The 17,095-nt window shown below is 71.5% G+C and carries 12 protein-coding genes; 4 read left to right on the forward strand and 8 right to left on the reverse strand.

Features of this window, described 5'->3' with window-relative positions:
* Positions 1-36: 36 nt before the first annotated feature.
* The gene (locus tag ACFVUT_RS09155; protein WP_389646194.1) at positions 37-975 is read left to right on the forward strand and encodes a hypothetical protein; all 939 of its coding nucleotides are present in this window, start codon (positions 37-39) and stop codon (positions 973-975) included.
* Between the two features lie 13 nt (positions 976-988).
* On the opposite strand, the gene ACFVUT_RS09160 is transcribed toward ACFVUT_RS09155, so the two are convergent.
* Together ACFVUT_RS09160 and ACFVUT_RS09165 are read right to left on the reverse strand one after the other, a co-directional pair.
* On the reverse strand, positions 989-2,281 hold the full coding sequence (locus ACFVUT_RS09160) for an NADH:flavin oxidoreductase (RefSeq protein WP_389646191.1): 1,293 nt from the start codon (positions 2,279-2,281) through the stop codon (positions 989-991).
* Positions 2,282-2,515: 234 nt separating this feature from the next.
* Positions 2,516-3,451, reverse strand: coding sequence for an SDR family oxidoreductase (locus ACFVUT_RS09165; RefSeq protein ID WP_389646188.1), 936 nt, complete (start codon positions 3,449-3,451; stop codon positions 2,516-2,518).
* A gap of 337 nt (positions 3,452-3,788) precedes the next feature.
* On the opposite strand from ACFVUT_RS09165, the gene ACFVUT_RS09170 reads away from it, so the two are divergent.
* Both ACFVUT_RS09170 and ACFVUT_RS09175 read left to right on the forward strand, forming a co-directional pair.
* Complete coding sequence (locus ACFVUT_RS09170; protein ID WP_389646185.1) at positions 3,789-4,550, forward strand: SDR family NAD(P)-dependent oxidoreductase; 762 nt, start codon at positions 3,789-3,791, stop codon at positions 4,548-4,550.
* A gap of 26 nt (positions 4,551-4,576) precedes the next feature.
* Positions 4,577-4,960 (forward strand): MerR family transcriptional regulator, encoded by a 384-nt coding sequence (locus ACFVUT_RS09175; protein WP_389646831.1) that lies wholly within the window; start codon positions 4,577-4,579, stop codon positions 4,958-4,960.
* 165 nt (positions 4,961-5,125) lie between these two features.
* On the opposite strand, the gene ACFVUT_RS09180 is transcribed toward ACFVUT_RS09175, so the two are convergent.
* From ACFVUT_RS09180 to ACFVUT_RS09195, 4 genes are all read right to left on the reverse strand, one after another.
* Entirely contained in the window at positions 5,126-6,787 is a 1,662-nt protein-coding gene (locus tag ACFVUT_RS09180) for a DEAD/DEAH box helicase (protein ID WP_389646182.1), read from the reverse strand.
* 178 nt (positions 6,788-6,965) lie between these two features.
* Positions 6,966-7,169 carry a cold-shock protein gene (locus ACFVUT_RS09185; protein WP_003969786.1) on the reverse strand — a complete coding sequence of 68 codons (204 nt, stop codon included), beginning with the start codon at positions 7,167-7,169 and terminating at the stop codon, positions 6,966-6,968.
* Between the two features lie 844 nt (positions 7,170-8,013).
* Positions 8,014-8,625: a TetR/AcrR family transcriptional regulator gene (locus ACFVUT_RS09190; RefSeq protein ID WP_389646178.1), complete on the reverse strand. Its 612-nt coding sequence runs from the start codon at positions 8,623-8,625 to the stop codon at positions 8,014-8,016.
* Between the two features lie 382 nt (positions 8,626-9,007).
* Positions 9,008-9,751, reverse strand: coding sequence for a vWA domain-containing protein (locus ACFVUT_RS09195; protein WP_389646828.1), 744 nt, complete (start codon positions 9,749-9,751; stop codon positions 9,008-9,010).
* 137 nt (positions 9,752-9,888) lie between these two features.
* Between ACFVUT_RS09195 and ACFVUT_RS09200 the strand changes: the two genes are divergently transcribed.
* Positions 9,889-10,812, forward strand: a complete 924-nt coding sequence (locus ACFVUT_RS09200) for a rhomboid family intramembrane serine protease (protein WP_389646175.1) — start codon at positions 9,889-9,891, stop codon at positions 10,810-10,812.
* 203 nt (positions 10,813-11,015) lie between these two features.
* Here the strand turns inward: ACFVUT_RS09200 and ACFVUT_RS09205 are convergent, their stop codons facing one another.
* Both ACFVUT_RS09205 and gltB read right to left on the reverse strand, forming a co-directional pair.
* The gene (locus tag ACFVUT_RS09205; protein ID WP_389646172.1) at positions 11,016-12,476 is read right to left on the reverse strand and encodes a glutamate synthase subunit beta; all 1,461 of its coding nucleotides are present in this window, start codon (positions 12,474-12,476) and stop codon (positions 11,016-11,018) included.
* On the reverse strand, positions 12,469-17,028 hold the full coding sequence (gltB, locus tag ACFVUT_RS09210) for a glutamate synthase large subunit (protein ID WP_389646169.1): 4,560 nt from the start codon (positions 17,026-17,028) through the stop codon (positions 12,469-12,471). The genes ACFVUT_RS09205 and gltB overlap by 8 nt, the downstream gene beginning before the upstream one ends.
* Positions 17,029-17,095: the final 67 nt, after the last annotated feature.

Below are 17,095 nucleotides of genomic sequence, written 5' to 3' on the forward strand. Positions count from 1 at the left end.
GGGATCGGTCGAGCGTCTCGGACGGGGGCGGGGGACGTGACGGACAACAGGCGGCACGGCGGTCGGGAGCAAGGCCGCGACGGCGGCGGTCCGGTCGTCCACGGCTTCCCCCATCTCGGCACCGTCCGCTCCGCGATCACGGCGCTGTACCGGAGGCTTTCGTACGACGGGGTCCGCGGTTACGCCACGAGCCTCGCCCCCGCCGACGCCGCCTTCTCCGACCAGGACGACCTCCATCTCGGAGCCCAGCGGGTGGCGCGGGCCATGGTCCGGCATCTGCATCTGCCGGACGCCCGCATGATCGTCGGCTTCCGGACGATGGAACACGCCGCCGGAGTCGAACTCGCCGCGGGGCCCGAGTACTTCATCGAACTCAACGACCGTTTCCGCACCCATCGCAGGGACATCGGCGCCGCACTCTCGCACGAGGTCATGCATGTGCTGCTGCACCGCCTCGGCCTGGAGTTCCCCGGTACGCGCGACAACGAGATCCTCACCGACACCGCGACGACGTACCTGGGCGCGGGCTGGCTGCTGCTGGACGCCTTCCGTGAGGACGCCGTGTCCAGCCAGAAACTCGGCTATCTCACCCCGGAGGAGTTCGGATACGTCCTCGCCAAGCGGGCGTTCGCCTTCGACGAGGACCCTTCTCCGTGGTTCACGAGTCCGCAGGCGTACACGGCGTACACGAAGGGGCGGGCGCGGGCTCTTCAGGACTCCCGTCAGCCGCCCCTCGCCGCCGCGGGCTGGGCGGGCCGCCACCGCTACGCCAAGGACCGGCGGTACGCCATGGACCACCCGGGTGCGGAGACGGCCCCGGGCGCCGGCGCCCCGTACGCCTTCGAGAGCGGACCGCAAGGGCTCCGGGTCTCCTTCGCCTGCCCCACCTGCCACCAGCGCATCCGCGTTCCGGTGCGCGGCCGGCTGCGGGCCCGGTGCGGACTGTGCCGCACGGTCCTCGACTGCGCCACCTGAGCGGGACGCGGGGTCAGGGACCGTCCGGCAGGGATGGGCCTCCCTCGCCGTCCTTGAGGTGCGGGCCGGGAGGTCCGGACAGGGGCCCGGCGAGGGGGCAGTGGGTGGCCGTGTAGATGGTCGGCATGCACTTGTTGCAGTGGACGCACAGGGACCGTACGCCGCGGTCCTTCGCCATGCGGCTCACCAGGTCCGGTTCCCGCAGGAGTGCGCGGGCCATGGCGACGTACGCGAAGCCCTCCTCCATGGCCTGCTCGACGGTGGCCCGGCGGGTGATACCGCCGAGCAGGATCAGCGGGAGATCCAGCGCGGCCCTGAACTGACGGGCCGACGGGAGCAGGAACGCCTCCTCGTAGGGGTACGCGCGCAGGAACCTGCCTCCCGCGAGGCGGATTCCCGCACGCAACGGCCGGGGAAAGACCGCGGCGAACTCAAAGAGCGGCGCGTCGCCGCGGAACAGGTACATGGGGTTGAGCAGGGAGCTGCCGGCGGTCAGTTCGAGGGCGTCGACCGTCCCTTCGTCCTGGAGCCGGCGCGCGACCTGGAGACTCTCGTCGAGCCAGAAGCCGCCCGGCACACCGTCGTCCATGTTGAGCTTGGCGGTCACGGCGATCGTGTCGCCGACTTCGTCGCGCACGGCGCGGGCGATACCGAGGGCGACCTTCGCACGGTTGGCGAGGCTGCCCCCGTACGCGTCGTCGCGGTGGTTGAGGCGACGGCTGAGGAACGAGCTGGCCAGGTAGTTGTGGCCGAAGTGCAGCTCGACCGCGTCGAACCCGGACTCGACGGCGATCCGGGCGGCGGTGGCGTGGGCGCGGATGACCCGGGCGATGTCGTCGGGGGTGGCCGCCCTGGTCATCCGCATCCCGAGCGGGCTGAGGAACCGGCCGGGCGCCAGCGCCGGGAGCCGGTTGGAACGGGCGTCGGCGACCGGGCCCGCGTGACCGAGCTGGGCGCTGACGGCGGCACCCTCGCGGTGCACGGCGTCGGTGAGCCGGCGCAGCCCCGGTACGGCTTCGGGGCGCATCCAGATCTGACGGCGCTCGGTGCGGCCCTCGGGGGCAACGGCACAGTACGCGACGGTCGTCATCCCCACACCGCCGGCAGCGGGTCCGCGGTGGTAGTCGATCAGTTCGTCGGTCACCAGGCCCCGCGGGGTCGCGCCTTCGAAGGTGGCGGCCTTGATGAAACGGTTCCGGAGCGTGAGGGGGCCCAGACGAGCGGGCGCGAAGGGGTCCGGCGGAGCGGGGCGGGAGGGTGAGGGGGAGGAGGGGGAGGAGGGGGAGGGGGGAAGCTGACGGGTCATGCCGGTCTCCGATCGGGTAAGTGACGGATACACAAGCGAACTGGTCCTCCACGGCCCCTCGGCCCCACGAGCCCTCGGCCCCACGGCCTCACGACCCCACGGGCCCTCGACCCCTGGGCCCCACGGCCGTGAGGGGGAGCAGGGGTCCGGCGACGGCCCCCGCGACGGAAACGGCACCGTGCGGCGGCGAGGCGCGGGCATCCCCCGGCGCGGCACTCGGCGGCATCGCGCCTCTTACCGCGCCCCGTACACCGGCTGTACGGGCTCCGCCTGCGCCAGCAGTTTCCTCGCCGCCTCCCCCGCCTCCGCCGGCGCCCACCGCGCCCCCCGGTCCGCGGTGGGGCCGGGACGCCAGCCCTCCATGACCGTGATCCGCCCGGCCTCCGCCTCGAAGACCCGCCCGGTCACCCCGTCGCTCGCGGCCGAGCCGAGCCACACCACCAGCGGGGACACGTTCTCGGGTGCCATCGCGTCGAACTCCCCCTCCCCCGGCGCCGCCATCGTTGCGGCGAACGTCCGCTCGGTCATCCGGGTCCGGGCCGCCGGCGCGATCGCGTTGACCTGGATCCCGTACCGGCCCATCTCCGCCGCCGCGACGAGCGTCAGGCCCACGATGCCCGCCTTGGCGGCGGAGTAGTTGCCCTGTCCGACGCTCCCGAGCAGCCCCGCGCCGGAACTGGTGTTGACCACCCGGGCGACCGGCGTGCGCCCCGCCTTCGCCTCGGCCCGCCAGTGTGCGGCCGCGTGCTTCAGCGGCAGGAAGTGGCCTTTCAGATGGACCCGCATCACCGCGTCCCAGTCGTCCTCCTCCAGATTCACCAGCATCCGGTCGCGCAGGAATCCGGCGTTGTTGACCAGCGTGTCCAGCCGCCCGAAGGTCTCCAGCGCGGCAGTGACCAGCGACCCGGCCCCCTCGGTCGTCGTGATGTCTCCGCCGTGGGCGACCGCTTCGCCGCCCGCCGCCACGATCTCGTCGGCCACCCGACGCGCCGGTCCCGCCGAGGTCCCGCCCCCGTCCGCGCCCACACCGAGATCGTTGACCACGACCTTCGCTCCCTCGGCTGCGCAGGCGAGCGCGTGGGCGCGTCCGAGCCCGCGACCGGCACCCGTCACGATCACCACACGGCCCGCGCAGAGTCCCGTGCCGTGCTCGTCGCTGCTTGCCGTCATCTCACGTCTCCTTGTCGGCGATGCGGGGGCGGGTCCTTGCCGGTGACGTAGGGGCGGGCCACCGTCTTCCGCGCCCGGCGAACGAGCACCTAACAAACGTTTGATGGAAAGGTAGCCGATGTGCCCGTGGGTGTCTCCACCGCGCGCCCCGGCGAATCTTCTCCGCGGCGACGAAACCTGCCGCGCCGACGAGCCCGGTCCCCCGGCCCGTGACGGTGACGAACCGCGCCACGGTCCCCCGCCCCGGGCACGGTGGGCCCTCGGACCGGCGGGGGGGGCCGGACCCGCCGGGCTCCGCTTGACCCTGCCACTGGCGGCAGGGTTGAAGGATCACGGCATGGACACCAGCACCGCACCGCAGAGCGGCAGGGTCGTCGCCGTCACCGGGGCCGGCACCGGGATCGGCCGGGCCACGGCGCGGGCCTTCGCTGCCGAGGGCGCCCACGTACTCGCCGTCGGCCGGCGGGCCGAGCCCCTTCACGAGACCGCCGCCGGTCACGGCCGGATCACCCCGCTGACCGCGGACATCACCGCCACGGGAGAGCCCGAGCGCATCATCAGCACCGCGCGGGAGCTGCACGGCCGGTTGGACGTACTGGTCAACAACGCCGGCATCGTGCGCAGCGGCCCCCTCGGCACCCTCGCACCGGAGACGATCACTCCGCAGATCACCACCAACCTGATCGCCCCCATCCTGCTCGCCCAGGCGGCGCTCCCCCTCCTGGAGGCGACCGGCGGGGTGATCGTCAACGTGAGCACATCGGTGGGGCAGCGGGCCTGGCCCGGCAGCTCGGTCTACGCGGCGACCAAGACCGCGCTGGACCTGCTGACCCGCAGCTGGGCGGTCGAACTGGCCCCGCGCGGCATCCGCGTGGTCGCGGTCGCCCCGGGCGCCGTCGACACCCCGATCGGCGAACACCAGGGCCTGACGCCGGAGCGGCGCGCCGCGGTACGGAAGTGGCAGCTGGCCCACACCCCGCTGGGGCGTATCGGCCGGCCCGAGGAGGTGGCCTGGGCCATCACCGGGCTCGCCTCACCGGCTGCGTCGTTCGTCACCGGAGTCGTGCTCCCGGTCGACGGCGGGGCGGTGGTGGCGTGATAGGAGTGGCGGCGGGGGTGGAACGGGTGAGGATCGGCGAGCTGGCCAGGGCGACCGGGGCGACTCCCCGTGCGCTGCGGCACTACGAACAGGCCGGGCTGATCTCCTCCGAGCGGGCCCCCAACGGCTACCGCGTCTACGACGAACGGGCAGTGGTGCGGGTCCGCAACATCCGCTACCTGCTGGCCGCCGGACTCACCCTTGACGACGTGCAGGTGTTTCTGACCTGCCTGGACGGCGATGTGGCGGCCGCGCCACCGTCGGAGAAGGGGCTTCGGGTCGCGTGGGAACGGCTGGCGGTCCTCAACCGACGGATCGCCGCCCAGACCGAGGCCCGCGACCGGCTGGAAGCCGCGCTCCGGCAGCAGGCCGGCGGCCGGATCCGCCCGGTGCCCACCGGCCGCCGGTGATACGGAAGTCGGTGACCGGACGCATCCGGCCGCCGACCGCCCCCGACCGCTGTACGGCCCTGCCGCCCGCGCCCCGAAGCAGCGCCACCTCACAGCGTCCTCAGCGCCACACGGCCCTGCGGCCCGCGCCGTGAGGCAGAGCGCCGCCTCACAGCGTCCTCGGCGCTACGCGGCCCTGCGGCCACGCCCCGAGGCAGCGCCACCGCGCCCGGCCGCGGAACCGGCACGCCCGGCACCGCGGCCACCGCCGGAGCCCGAACCGGTGGTACCGCGGACCGCGCCGCCCGCACCGGCGCCACGGGCGGCGGAGCCGCCCGTCCCCCGGCTCTCGCCGCCACCGCCCTGCCCGGCGCCACCGCGCCGGCCCCGGCCGCGGCTGCCCGAGCGCAGGCCCGTACCACCGGCCGCGGCCCCGCCCGACCGCGTGCGCGGCTTCGGCGGGGTCGGCTGGGGGACCTCGATGACGATCGCGACACCGGACGGCTCTCGGGCCCCGGTGATCCGGGTGAGTTCCTCGTCGCTGGAGGTGATCCGGGTGGTCCGCGGCGCGATGCCCGCGGCGGCCATCAGCCGGGTCATCTCCCGCTTCTCCTCGGGCAGCACCAGGGTGACGACGCTGCCGGACTCCCCGGCGCGCGCCGTGCGCCCGCCGCGGTGGAGGTAGTCCTTGTGGTCGGTCGGCGGGTCCACGTTCACGACCAGGTCGAGGTCGTCGACGTGGATGCCGCGCGCCGCCACATTCGTCGCGACGAGCGCGGTGACCTGGCCGTTCTTGAACTGGTCCAGCGTCCGGTTGCGCTGCGGCTGCGAGCGTCCGCCGTGCAGGGCGGCAGCCCGTACACCGCTGGCGAGCAGTCGCTTGGCGAACCGGTCGGCGGCACGCTTGGTGTCCACGAACATGATCACCCGACCGTCGCGGGCGGCGATCCTGGTGGCGACGGCCTTCTTGTCGGTCTCGTCGGCCACGTGCAGCACGTGGTGCTCCATCGTGGTCACCGCGCCCGCGGACGGGTCGACCGAGTGCACGACGGGGTCGGTCAGGAACATCGTGACCAGCCGGTCGATGTTCTTGTCGAGCGTCGCGGAGAAGAGCATCCGCTGGCCGTCCGCCTCGACCTGCTTGAGCAGGGCGACGACCTGCGGCATGAAGCCCATGTCTGCCATCTGGTCGGCCTCGTCGAGGACGGTGATGGCGACCTGGTCGAGGCGGCAGTCGCCACGCTCGATGAGGTCCTTCAGCCGGCCGGGGGTGGCGACGAGGACCTCGGCACCCCGGCGCAGAGTGCCGGACTGCTTGCTGATCGACATGCCGCCGACGACGGTGGCCAGGCGCAGGTTCACCGACGTCGCGTACGGCGTCAGCGCGTCGGTGACCTGCTGGGCGAGTTCGCGGGTCGGGACGAGGACCAGGGAGAGCGGGGCACGCGGCTCGGCGCGCCGTCCGGCGGTGCGGGCCAGCAGCGCGAGGCCGAAGGCGAGGGTCTTGCCGGAGCCGGTGCGGCCACGGCCGAGGATGTCCCGGCCGGCGAGCGAGTTCGGCAGGGTGGCGCCCTGGATCGGGAACGGTTCGGTGACGCCCTGCGCGGCAAGGGTCTTCAGCAGGGCCGCGGGCATGTCCAGCTCGGCGAACGCCTCGACGGCGGGCAGTGCGGGGGTCATGGTTTCGGGCAGGGCGAATTCGCCCTGTGGCGGCGTGGCCCTGCGACGGGCCGACGCCTTGCCGGATCCCTTGCCGGAACCCTTGGCGGTCGCCTTTGCCGGGGCCGTGCCTCGCCCCCTCGACGGGCGGTTGCGGGCGGGTCGGTCCTGGCGTTCGGAGCGGGTCATACGGAATTGCCCTTCTGGGGTATTCCTGAGGATTCCTGTGGGGATTCCTGGGAACTGCGTGGGACTGCTGGAAAGCGCTGCGGGACGGCGCGCTTCTTCGCCATGCCCCGGGGACAGCACAAGCCGGGACCCGCACCGTGAAGGTGCGGGCCCCGGCTGCGAGGTACGCGTCCGGCGATTAGGCCGGGACGATGTTCTCCGCCTGCGGGCCCTTCTGGCCCTGCGTGACGTCGAAGCTGACCTTCTGGCCCTCCTGGAGCTCACGGAAGCCCGAGGTGGCGATGTTCGAGTAGTGGGCGAAGACGTCGGCGCCGCCGCCGTCCTGCTCAATGAAGCCGAAGCCCTTTTCCGAGTTGAACCACTTCACGGTTCCAGTAGCCATGTCATTCTCCCTACAGAGGTGCAGTGCCGGAATTCCGCACTTTACGAATTCCGAGTCGCCGCATTGAGCCCCATCCGGAGAAAGCCGGAAAACAATAATGCGCCTGAGGAAGCATTCCCGTCAGGCGCACATAATGTTCATGGGTACCAAAACTGCAACGCGGCAACCTTAGCACGTCCTGCCGACGGGTGCGGGAACACGCCACGCCGCCGGCCTGCGGGATTTTTGCCTCGGCCCTTGGCGCAACCGGCCGGGGGCGGGCTGAAAAATCTGCCGCATCCGTTCCCGGAACCCTGGCCGCGATGGACTCGGTGTCCCGCCGATGTCGCGCTGGTGTCCCACTGGCGTTCCGCTGGTGTCGCGCTGGTGTTCCGCACTGTGGCCGGCCCCGGGGGCGGGGCCGTTCGGGGGCCGCTCCGTTCACCTGAGCGCCGCCCCGGCACAGGGTCCGCGTACCGCAACGGCCGCCGGTGCGCTGCGGCTCGCGCGGCGGCGCCGTCATCATTTCTGTGCCGGATTTCTGTGCGGGTTGCACCGCGCGGGTGACCCGGAGCGATCGCACCGCCGTTGACGTCGGCCGTGTCCGGCTCGGCTCCGCCTTCTTCCGGCTGGGCGGGACGGCCGCGTCGAAATGGCTCAATAGTTTCGGCCGGGTCGATGCCGCCGAGGGAAAATCCGGCAATTTCCAGCGCGCCCGTGGCCGGAAAAGGCGCCTGCCGGTACGTACGCCATGACAGGGGAGGCCGCCGGGGCAGGGGAGGCCGCCGGGGCAGCAGGCGGACCGGGGCCTCACCGCGCACCGGACGGTGGGGGCGTGGACGCGCTTCGCGTCTCCTCGGGTGGGTCAGGTGTCCAGGGCGATGCCGTCGAGAACCATCGAGAGGTACTGGCGGGCGATCTCCTCGGGGCTGTGCTGTCCGCCGGGCCGGTACCAGGACGCCGCGACCCAGACGGTGTCGCGGACGAAGCGGTAGGTGAGACGGATGTCGAGGTCGGCGCGGAAGGTCCGGTCGGCGACGCCCCGTTCCAGGGTGCCGAGCCATGCCTTCTCGAACTTCTGCTGGGAGTCGACGAGGTACTGGAACCGCGGCTGGGCGGCCAGGTGCCGGGACTCCTTCTGGTAGATGGCGACGGCGGCGCGGTGCCGGTCGATCTCGCGGAAGGACTCGGTGACAAGGGCCTCGATGGTCTCCCGGGGGCCGAGTCCGGCGGCGAGCACCGCGTCGTACCCCTCCCAGAGTTCGGTGAGGAAGGTCGAGAGGATCTCGTCGACCATCGATTCCTTGGAGTCGAAGTGGTAGTAGAGGCTGCCCGCGAGCATCCCGGCCTCGTCCGCGATCCTGCGGACGGTGGTGGCGTTGTATCCCTGCGCGGCGAACACCTCGGCGGCGGTGGCGAGCAGTTCGCGGCGGCGCTCGGGAGAGGGGGTCACCGGGGACTTCTTCTTGGTAGGCACCCGCCCATTCTCCGCCCGCCGCACGCTCTCGCGGACGCCGTGGCACGTGACCGTGGTCCGCACGCCCGCCACCGCACGCGCCGCCGCGGTCGCGCGGGGCACTCGGGGAAGGCGGGACCGTCCGGCGTACGAGGGGCGAGGAGCAAGGAGAGCGAAGGAGCGGGGGGAGCGAGGGGTCAGGTCTCGTACGGGGCGCCGTTGTCGGAGGCGCGGTGGATCGTGCGCAGCGGCTTCCCGCGTCGCCGGACCGGATTCCCTCGTCGCAGCCTTCCCGCGTCGCCGCCTTAACCGCGTCCCCGTGCTCCTGGATGCGCGTGTTCCCGGATGCGCGTCCGCCCGGCCACGCGGTCTGCGCGCCCGGCGGCCCGTGGCACCCGGGGCGTCACCTGACGATTCCCTGTGCCCGGGCCGCGGCCAGCCACTGCGGGAACTCGGCGACCAGCCGGTCGTACAGCTCGGTGTCCGGTACCCGGCGCGGGTCGAGTCCGGCGTGGAAGAAGCCCGCGTTGTCGATGGGGCGCTTGGCGGGCACGGCCAGTTCGTCGAGTCTGCGCAGGAAGTCGAACTGCGTGCTGCGCGTGTTGCCGAAGCCGATGAACTGCCAGAACAGCGGTAGTTTCGCCGCCTTGCACAGATAGCGTTCCGCCGCCTGCTTGCTGATCGGCCCGCCGTCCGTCTGGAAGACGACGAGCGCGGGGGCGGTCGAGCCGCTGTCGATGTAGTGGTCGATGACCGCGTCCATGGCCAGGTGGTAGCTGGTCTTCCCCATGTGCCCGAGGCCGGCCACGATCTCGTCGACCCGGCCGCGGTGGTTGTCCAGGGCTATGTCGGTGACGGCGTCGACATCCGTGGAGAAGAAGACGACCGGTACGCGGCCGTCGTCGTCCAGATGCGCCGAGAGGCCCAGCACCCGGTCGGCCAGGGCCTGGACGCTGCCGTCCTTGTAGTACTCCCTCATGGAGCCCGAGTAGTCGAGCACCAGATAGACCGCGGCGCGCTCGCCGCCCATGCCGTGCTTCGTCAGCGAGACCGCGGCGCTCCGGTAGAGGCCCGCCAGCGCGGGGGCGGTCTCCTCGACCTTGCGGAGGCTGATGGCCGGACCTGTGGTGGTGGACGAACCGGCCATGCGGATGCTCCGTTCCTCGGCGTGTCGGGTCATCGAGCCTAAGGCACCCGGGTGCACCGCGGGCGGCAATGTTCGCTATCTTGATCGCCGCCGCCCCCACCGGCCGCTCGTGTATGACCACCGTGAAGGAGCCTGCCGTGGACGCCGCGGCCACCACTTGTTACCGCCATCCGTCGTACGAGACGTATGTGAGCTGCACCCGCTGCGAACGGTTCATCTGCCCCGACTGCATGCGTGAGGCCGCTGTCGGCCATCACTGTGTGGGGTGCGTGAAGGAGGGGCAGCGCTCGATCCGGCAGGCCCGCACCGTGTTCGGCGGTGCGGTGTCGAGGACCGCGGTGCCGCTCGTCACCTATGTGCTGATGGGCCTCAACATCCTGGTGTATCTGGGCGAGTTGATCCGTCCGGGGATCGTCGACCGGTTCGCGATGCTCGGTGCGGGGCTGACCGGTCCGGACGGGGACCAGTACGTCTACCGGGCCGGCGGCTTCCCCGGCTTCGACGTGACCGGTGTGGTGGACGGCGAGTGGTACCGGCTGCTGACCGGGGCCTTCCTTCATCTCCCGCCGACCGGGGCGTCCTTCGGCGCGCTGCCGTTCGGGGTGCTGCACATCCTCTTCAACATGTACGCGCTGTGGAATCTGGGCCGCGTCGTCGAGGAGCAGCTGGGCCGGGCCCGCTACCTCGCGCTGTACCTGCTGTCCGCGCTGGGCGGTTCGGTCCTGGTGTATCTCATCGCGCCGTCCGATGCCACGGTGGGGGCCTCGGGGGCGATCTTCGGTCTCGGAGCGGCGTTCTACGTCATCCACCGCCGGCTGGGCCGCGACATGCAGGCGGTGAACCGCTTCATGGCCGGGTTCGTGATCTGGATGCTGATCTCGGCCGGATTCACCTCGTGGCAGGGCCATCTGGGCGGGCTGCTGACGGGTGGCATGGTCACGGTCGCGTACGCGTACGCCCCGGCGAAGCGGCGGACGAGGGTCCAGGCAGCCGCGTGCGTGGTGCTGTTCGCCGGACTGGTGCTGCTGGTGGTGCTCAAGACGTCCGCGCTGTCGGGCTGAGGGGCCGCCCGCTCCCCGGCCTGCCGGGACGGCTGAGACGCCGCCCGGCCCGGGCCGGCTGGGACGCCTCCCCGCCGGCCGCCCGCCCTCGTCACCGGCCCCGGGACGCGCCACGGCGCCTGCCGAGATCGTCCGGTCGGGGACGGGCAGGCGCCGCGTTCAGTTCCGTACGCCTTTGTACGGGACGTCTTTGTGTGCCGTGATCAGACCACCAGGGAGCGGTCCGTCGGGCGGATCGGGGCCGGCAGGGTGCTGGCTCCGGTCAGGAAGCGGTCCACACCGCGTGCCGCGGAGCGGCCCTCGGCGATGGCCCACACGATGAGGGACTGGCCGCGGCCCGCGTCACCGGCGACGAAGACACCGCCGACGTTGGTGGCGAAGTCCGCGTCGCGCGCGACGTTGCCGCGCGCGTCGAGCTCCAGGCCGAACTGCTCGACCAGGCCGTTGGACTGGTCGGTGCCCGTGAAGCCCATGGCCAGGGTGACGAGCTGGGCGGGGATCGTCCGCTCGGTGCCGGGCTTCTGCTCCAGCTTGCCGTCCTTGAACTCCACCTCGATCAGGTGCAGGGCCTGGACGTTGCCGTCCTCGTCGCCCTCGAAGTGGGTGGTGGAGACGGAGTAGACCCGCTCGCCGCCCTCCTCGTGCGCGGAGGTGACCTTGTAGAGCATCGGGAAGGTCGGCCAGGGCTGGTTGGCGTTACGCTCCTCGCCCGGCCGGGGCATGATCTCCAGCTGGGTGACGGAGAGCGCGCCCTGGCGGTGGGCCGTGCCGACGCAGTCGGCGCCGGTGTCGCCGCCGCCGATGACGACGACGTGCTTGCCCTCGGCGGTGATCGGGGAGACCGTCAGGTCGCCCTCCTGCACCTTGTTGGCGAGCGGCAGGTACTCCATGGCGAAGTGCACGCCGTTCAGCTCACGGCCCGGGACGGGCAGGTCGCGGGAGATGGTGGCGCCGGCCGCGATCACGACCGCGTCGTACCGGCGGCGGAGCTTGGCGGCGTCGATGTCCTTGCCGATCTCCACCTCCGTACGGAACTTGGTGCCTTCCGCGCGCATCTGCTCGATACGGCGATTGATGTGCGCCTTCTCCATCTTGAACGCGGGGATGCCGTACCGGAGAAGACCTCCGATGCGGTCCGCGCGCTCGAAGACGGCGACGGTGTGGCCGGCCCGGGTCAGCTGCTGGGCCGCGGCGAGACCCGCCGGGCCCGAACCGATGACCGCGACGGTCTTGCCGGAGAGCCGCTCGGGCGGCTGCGGGGTGACGTCACCGCTGTCCCACGCCTTGTCGATGATGGAGACTTCGACGTTCTTGATGGTGACGGCCGGCTGGCTGATGCCGAGCACGCACGCCGACTCGCACGGGGCCGGGCAGAGCCGGCCGGTGAACTCCGGGAAGTTGTTCGTGGCGTGCAGGCGCTCGGACGCGGCCGTCCAGTCCTCGCGGTAGGCGTAGTCGTTCCACTCGGGGATGAGGTTTCCGAGCGGACAGCCGTTGTGGCAGAACGGGATGCCGCAGTCCATGCAGCGGCCGGCCTGCTTGCTGATGATCGGGAGCAGCGAGCCCGGAACGTAGACCTCGTTCCAGTCCTTGACGCGCTCGCCGACGGGGCGGGTCCTGGCGACCTCGCGTCCGGTGGTCAGGAAGCCCTTGGGGTCAGCCATTGGTCGCCGCCTCCATCATCTTCTCGGTGGTCTCCTGTTCGGAGAGACCGGCGAGCTCAGCGGCGTCCTTGGCGGCGAGCACTGCCTTGTACGTGGACGGGATGATCTTGCTGAAGCGGGCCACCGCGGTGTCCCACTCGGCAAGCAGCTTCTCGGCGACCGTGGAACCGGTCTCCTCCTGGTGGCGGCGCACCACGTCGTGCAGCCACTGCTTGTCGGTGTCGGTCAGGGCCTCGATCGCGCCGAGGTTGCCGACGTTGACGTTGGCGCGGTCCAGGTCGACGACGTACGCGACCCCGCCGGACATTCCCGCGGCGAAGTTGCGTCCGGTCTCGCCGAGCACGACCGCGTGGCCGCCGGTCATGTACTCGCAGCCGTGGTCGCCCACGCCTTCCGAGACGACCGTCGCGCCGGAGTTGCGGACGCAGAACCGCTCGCCGGTCCGGCCGCGCAGGAACAGTTCGCCGCCGGTGGCGCCGTAGGCGATGGTGTTGCCCGCGATGGTGGAGTACTCGGCGAGGTGGTCGGCGCCGCGGTCCGGGCGGACGATGACGCGGCCGCCGGAGAGGCCCTTGCCGACGTAGTCGTTGGCGTCGCCCTCCAGGCGCAGCGTCACCCCGCTCGGCACGAACGCGCCGAAGGACTGGCCGGCGGAGCCGGTGAACGTGATGTCGATGGTGTCCTGCGGCAGGCCGGCGCCGCCGAACTTCTTCGTCACCTCGTGGCCGAGCATGGTGCCGACGGTCCGGTTGATGTTCCGGATCGCGATCTGGGCCCGGACCGGCTGGGCCGCCTCGGCGCTCTCCGCGCTCAGGGCGTCGGCGGCGAGCTTGATCAGCTCGTTGTCGAGGGCCTTGGCGAGGCCGTGGTCCTGCTCGGTCAGCTGGTGCCGGACGGCGCCTTCGGGCAGTTCGGGGACGTGGAACAGCGGCTCCAGGTCGAGGCCCTGTGCCTTCCAGTGCGTGATCGCCCGGTCGGTGTCGAGCAGTTCGGCGTGGCCGACGGCCTCTTCGATCGTACGGAAGCCCAGCTCGGCGAGGAGCTCGCGGACTTCCTGCGCGATGAACTCGAAGAAGTTGACGACGTGCTCGGCCTCGCCGGCGAACCGGCTCCGCAGGACCGGGTTCTGGGTGGCGATGCCGACCGGACAGGTGTCCAGGTGGCAGACGCGCATCATGACGCAGCCGGAGACGACGAGCGGCGCGGTCGCGAAACCGAACTCCTCGGCGCCCAGCAGCGCGGCGATGACGACGTCGCGGCCGGTCTTGAGCTGGCCGTCGGTCTGGACGACGATGCGGTCGCGCAGGCCGTTGAGCAGCAGGGTCTGCTGGGTCTCGGCGAGGCCCAGCTCCCAGGGGCCGCCCGCATGCTTCAGGGACGTGAGCGGGGAGGCGCCCGTTCCGCCGTCGTGTCCGGAGATCAGGACGACGTCCGCGTGTGCCTTGGAGACACCCGCGGCGACCGTGCCGACACCGACCTCGGAGACCAGCTTCACGTGGATGCGGGCCGCCGGGTTGGCGTTCTTGAGGTCGTGGATCAGCTGCGCCAGGTCCTCGATGGAGTAGATGTCGTGGTGCGGCGGCGGCGAGATCAGGCCGACACCCGGGGTGGAGTGCCGGGTCCTGGCGACCCACGGGTAGACCTTGTGGCCGGGCAGCTGGCCGCCCTCGCCGGGCTTGGCGCCCTGCGCCATCTTGATCTGGATGTCGTCCGCGTTGACCAGGTACTCGCTGGTCACACCGAAGCGGCCGGAGGCGACCTGCTTGATGGCCGAGCGGCGCGCCGGGTCGTAGAGCCGGTCGGCGTCCTCGCCGCCCTCACCCGTGTTGGACTTGCCGCCCAGCTGGTTCATGGCGATGGCGAGGGTCTCGTGGGCCTCGCGGGAGATCGAGCCGTACGACATGGCGCCGGTGGAGAAGCGCTTGACGATGTCGGAGACGGACTCGACCTCGTCGACCGGGATCGGCTCGCGGTCGCTCGTGAAGCCGAACAGGCCACGGAGCGTCATCAGGCGCTCGGACTGCTCGTTCACCCGGTCCGTGTACTTCTTGAAGATGTCGTACCGCTTGGTGCGTGTGGCGTGCTGGAGGCGGAAGACGGTCTCCGGGTCGAACAGGTGCGGCTCGCCCTCGCGGCGCCACTGGTACTCGCCGCCGATCTCCAGCGCGCGGTGCGAGGCGGAGATGCCGGAGGCCGGGTACGCCTTGGCGTGCCGGGCGGCGACCTCGCGGGCGACGACGTCGAGGCCCGCGCCGCCGATCTTGGTGGCGGTGCCGTGGAAGTACTTCGCGACGAAGTCCTGGTCGAGGCCGACGGCCTCGAAGACCTGGGCGCCGCGGTAGGAGGCGACCGTCGAGATGCCCATCTTGGACATGACCTTCAGGACGCCCTTGCCGAGGGCGTAGATCAGGTTGCGGATGGCCTTCTCGGGCTCGATGCCCTCGATGAACGTACCGGCGCGGACCAGGTCCTCGACGGACTCCATCGCCAGGTACGGGTTGACCGCTGCGGCGCCGAAACCGATCAGCAGGGCGACGTGGTGGACCTCGCGGACGTCTCCGGCCTCGACCAGCAGGCCCACCTGGAGGCGCTGCTTGGTGCGGATGAGGTGGTGGTGGACGGCCGAGGTGAGCAGCAGCGACGGGATCGGCGCGTGCTCGGCGTCGGAGTGCCGGTCGGACAGGACGACCAGGCGGGCACCGTCCTCTATGGCGGCGTCGACCTCGGCGCAGATCTTCTCGATCCGCGCCGCGAGGGCGTCTCCGCCGCCGCCGACCCGGTAGAGGCCGGAGAGCGTGGCGGCCTTCATGCCCGGCATGTCGCCGTCGGCGTTGATGTGTATCAGCTTGGCCAGCTCGTCGTTGTCGATCACCGGGAACGGCAGCGTGACGCTGCGGCACGACGCGGCGGTCGGCTCCAGGACGTTGCCCTGAGTGCCGAGCGAGGAGCGCAGCGAGGTGACGAGCTCCTCGCGGATGGCGTCCAGCGGCGGGTTGGTGACCTGCGCGAACAGCTGGGTGAAGTAGTCGAAGAGCAGCCGGGGGCGCTCGGACAGCGCGGCGATCGGCGAGTCCGTGCCCATGGAGCCGAGCGGCTCGCCGGCGGTGCGGGCCATCGGCGCGAGGATGACGCGGAGCTCTTCCTCCGTGTAGCCGAAGGTCTGCTGGCGGCGGGTGACGGAGGCGTGCGTGTGCACGATGTGCTCCCGCTCGGGGAGGTCCTCCAGCTCGATCTCGCCGGCTTCCAGCCAGTCCTGGTAGGGCTGCTCGGTGGCGAGGGCGGCCTTGATCTCGTCGTCCTCGATGATGCGGCCCTCGGCCGTGTCGACGAGGAACATCCTGCCGGGCTGGAGGCGGCCCTTGCGGACGACCTTCGCCGGGTCGATGTCCAGGACACCGACCTCGGAGGAGAGCACGACGAGGCCGTCGTCGGTGACCCAGTAGCGGCCGGGGCGCAGACCGTTGCGGTCCAGGACCGCGCCGACCTGGGTGCCGTCGGTGAAGGTGACGCAGGCCGGGCCGTCCCAGGGCTCCATCATCGTGGCGTGGTACTGGTAGAAGGCGCGCCGGGCCGGGTCCATGGAGCTGTGGTTCTCCCACGCCTCGGGGACCATCATCAGCACCGAGTGGGGCAGCGAACGGCCGCCGAGGTGGAGCAGCTCCAGGACCTCGTCGAAGGAGGCCGAGTCGGAGGCGTCCGGGGTGCAGACGGGGAAGATCCGGTCGAGCTGGGCCTCACCGAAGAGGCGGGAGGCGAGCTGGGACTCGCGGGCCTTCATCCAGTTGCGGTTGCCCTTGACCGTGTTGATCTCGCCGTTGTGCGCGACGAAGCGGTACGGGTGGGCGAGCGGCCAGCTCGGGAAGGTGTTCGTGGAGAAGCGCGAGTGCACCAGGGCGACCGCGGTGGCGAAGCGGCGGTCGGAGAGGTCCGGGAAGAACGGCTCCAGCTGCCCCGTGGTGAGCATGCCCTTGTAGACGATCGTGCGTGCGGAGAGTGAGGGGAAGTACACCCCGGCCTCCCGCTCGGCGCGCTTGCGCAGCACGAAGGCCTTGCGGTCGAGCGCGATGCCGGTGCTCTCGCCGTCCGAGACGAAGAGCTGGCGGAACTCGGGCATGGTGGCGCGGGCGCCCTTGCCGAGGATGTCCGGGGTGACCGGGACCTCGCGCCAGCCGTTGACCTTGAGGCCCTCCTCGGCGGAGATCTTCTCCAGCTTGCGGACGGCCTCGGTGGGGTCGTCCGCGGGCAGGAAGGCGATTCCGACGGCGTAGCCACCGGCCTCGGGAAGGTCGAAGGCGGCCTCGTCGCGGAGGAAGGCGTCCGGAACCTGGAGCAGGATTCCGGCGCCGTCGCCGGAGTCGGGCTCGGATCCGGTGGCACCGCGGTGTTCGAGGTTGCGCAGTACCGTCAGCGCCTGCTCGACCAGCTCATGGCTGGCCACACCGGTCAGAGTGGCCACGAACCCGACGCCGCAGGCGTCGTGCTCGTTACGGGGGTCGTACATCCCCTGCTGGGCGGGGCGACCGTCCATGGGCGACCAGGCGTCGGTGCGCATCGGCTCTCCCGTCGTCGTCGTGGCATATGCAGTGCCGAGGGACGACGTTGGCCCTCTGCGAAATTTC

The organism is Streptomyces sp. NPDC058051, from assembly GCF_042885475.1.
Lineage (GTDB): Bacteria > Actinomycetota > Actinomycetes > Streptomycetales > Streptomycetaceae > Streptomyces.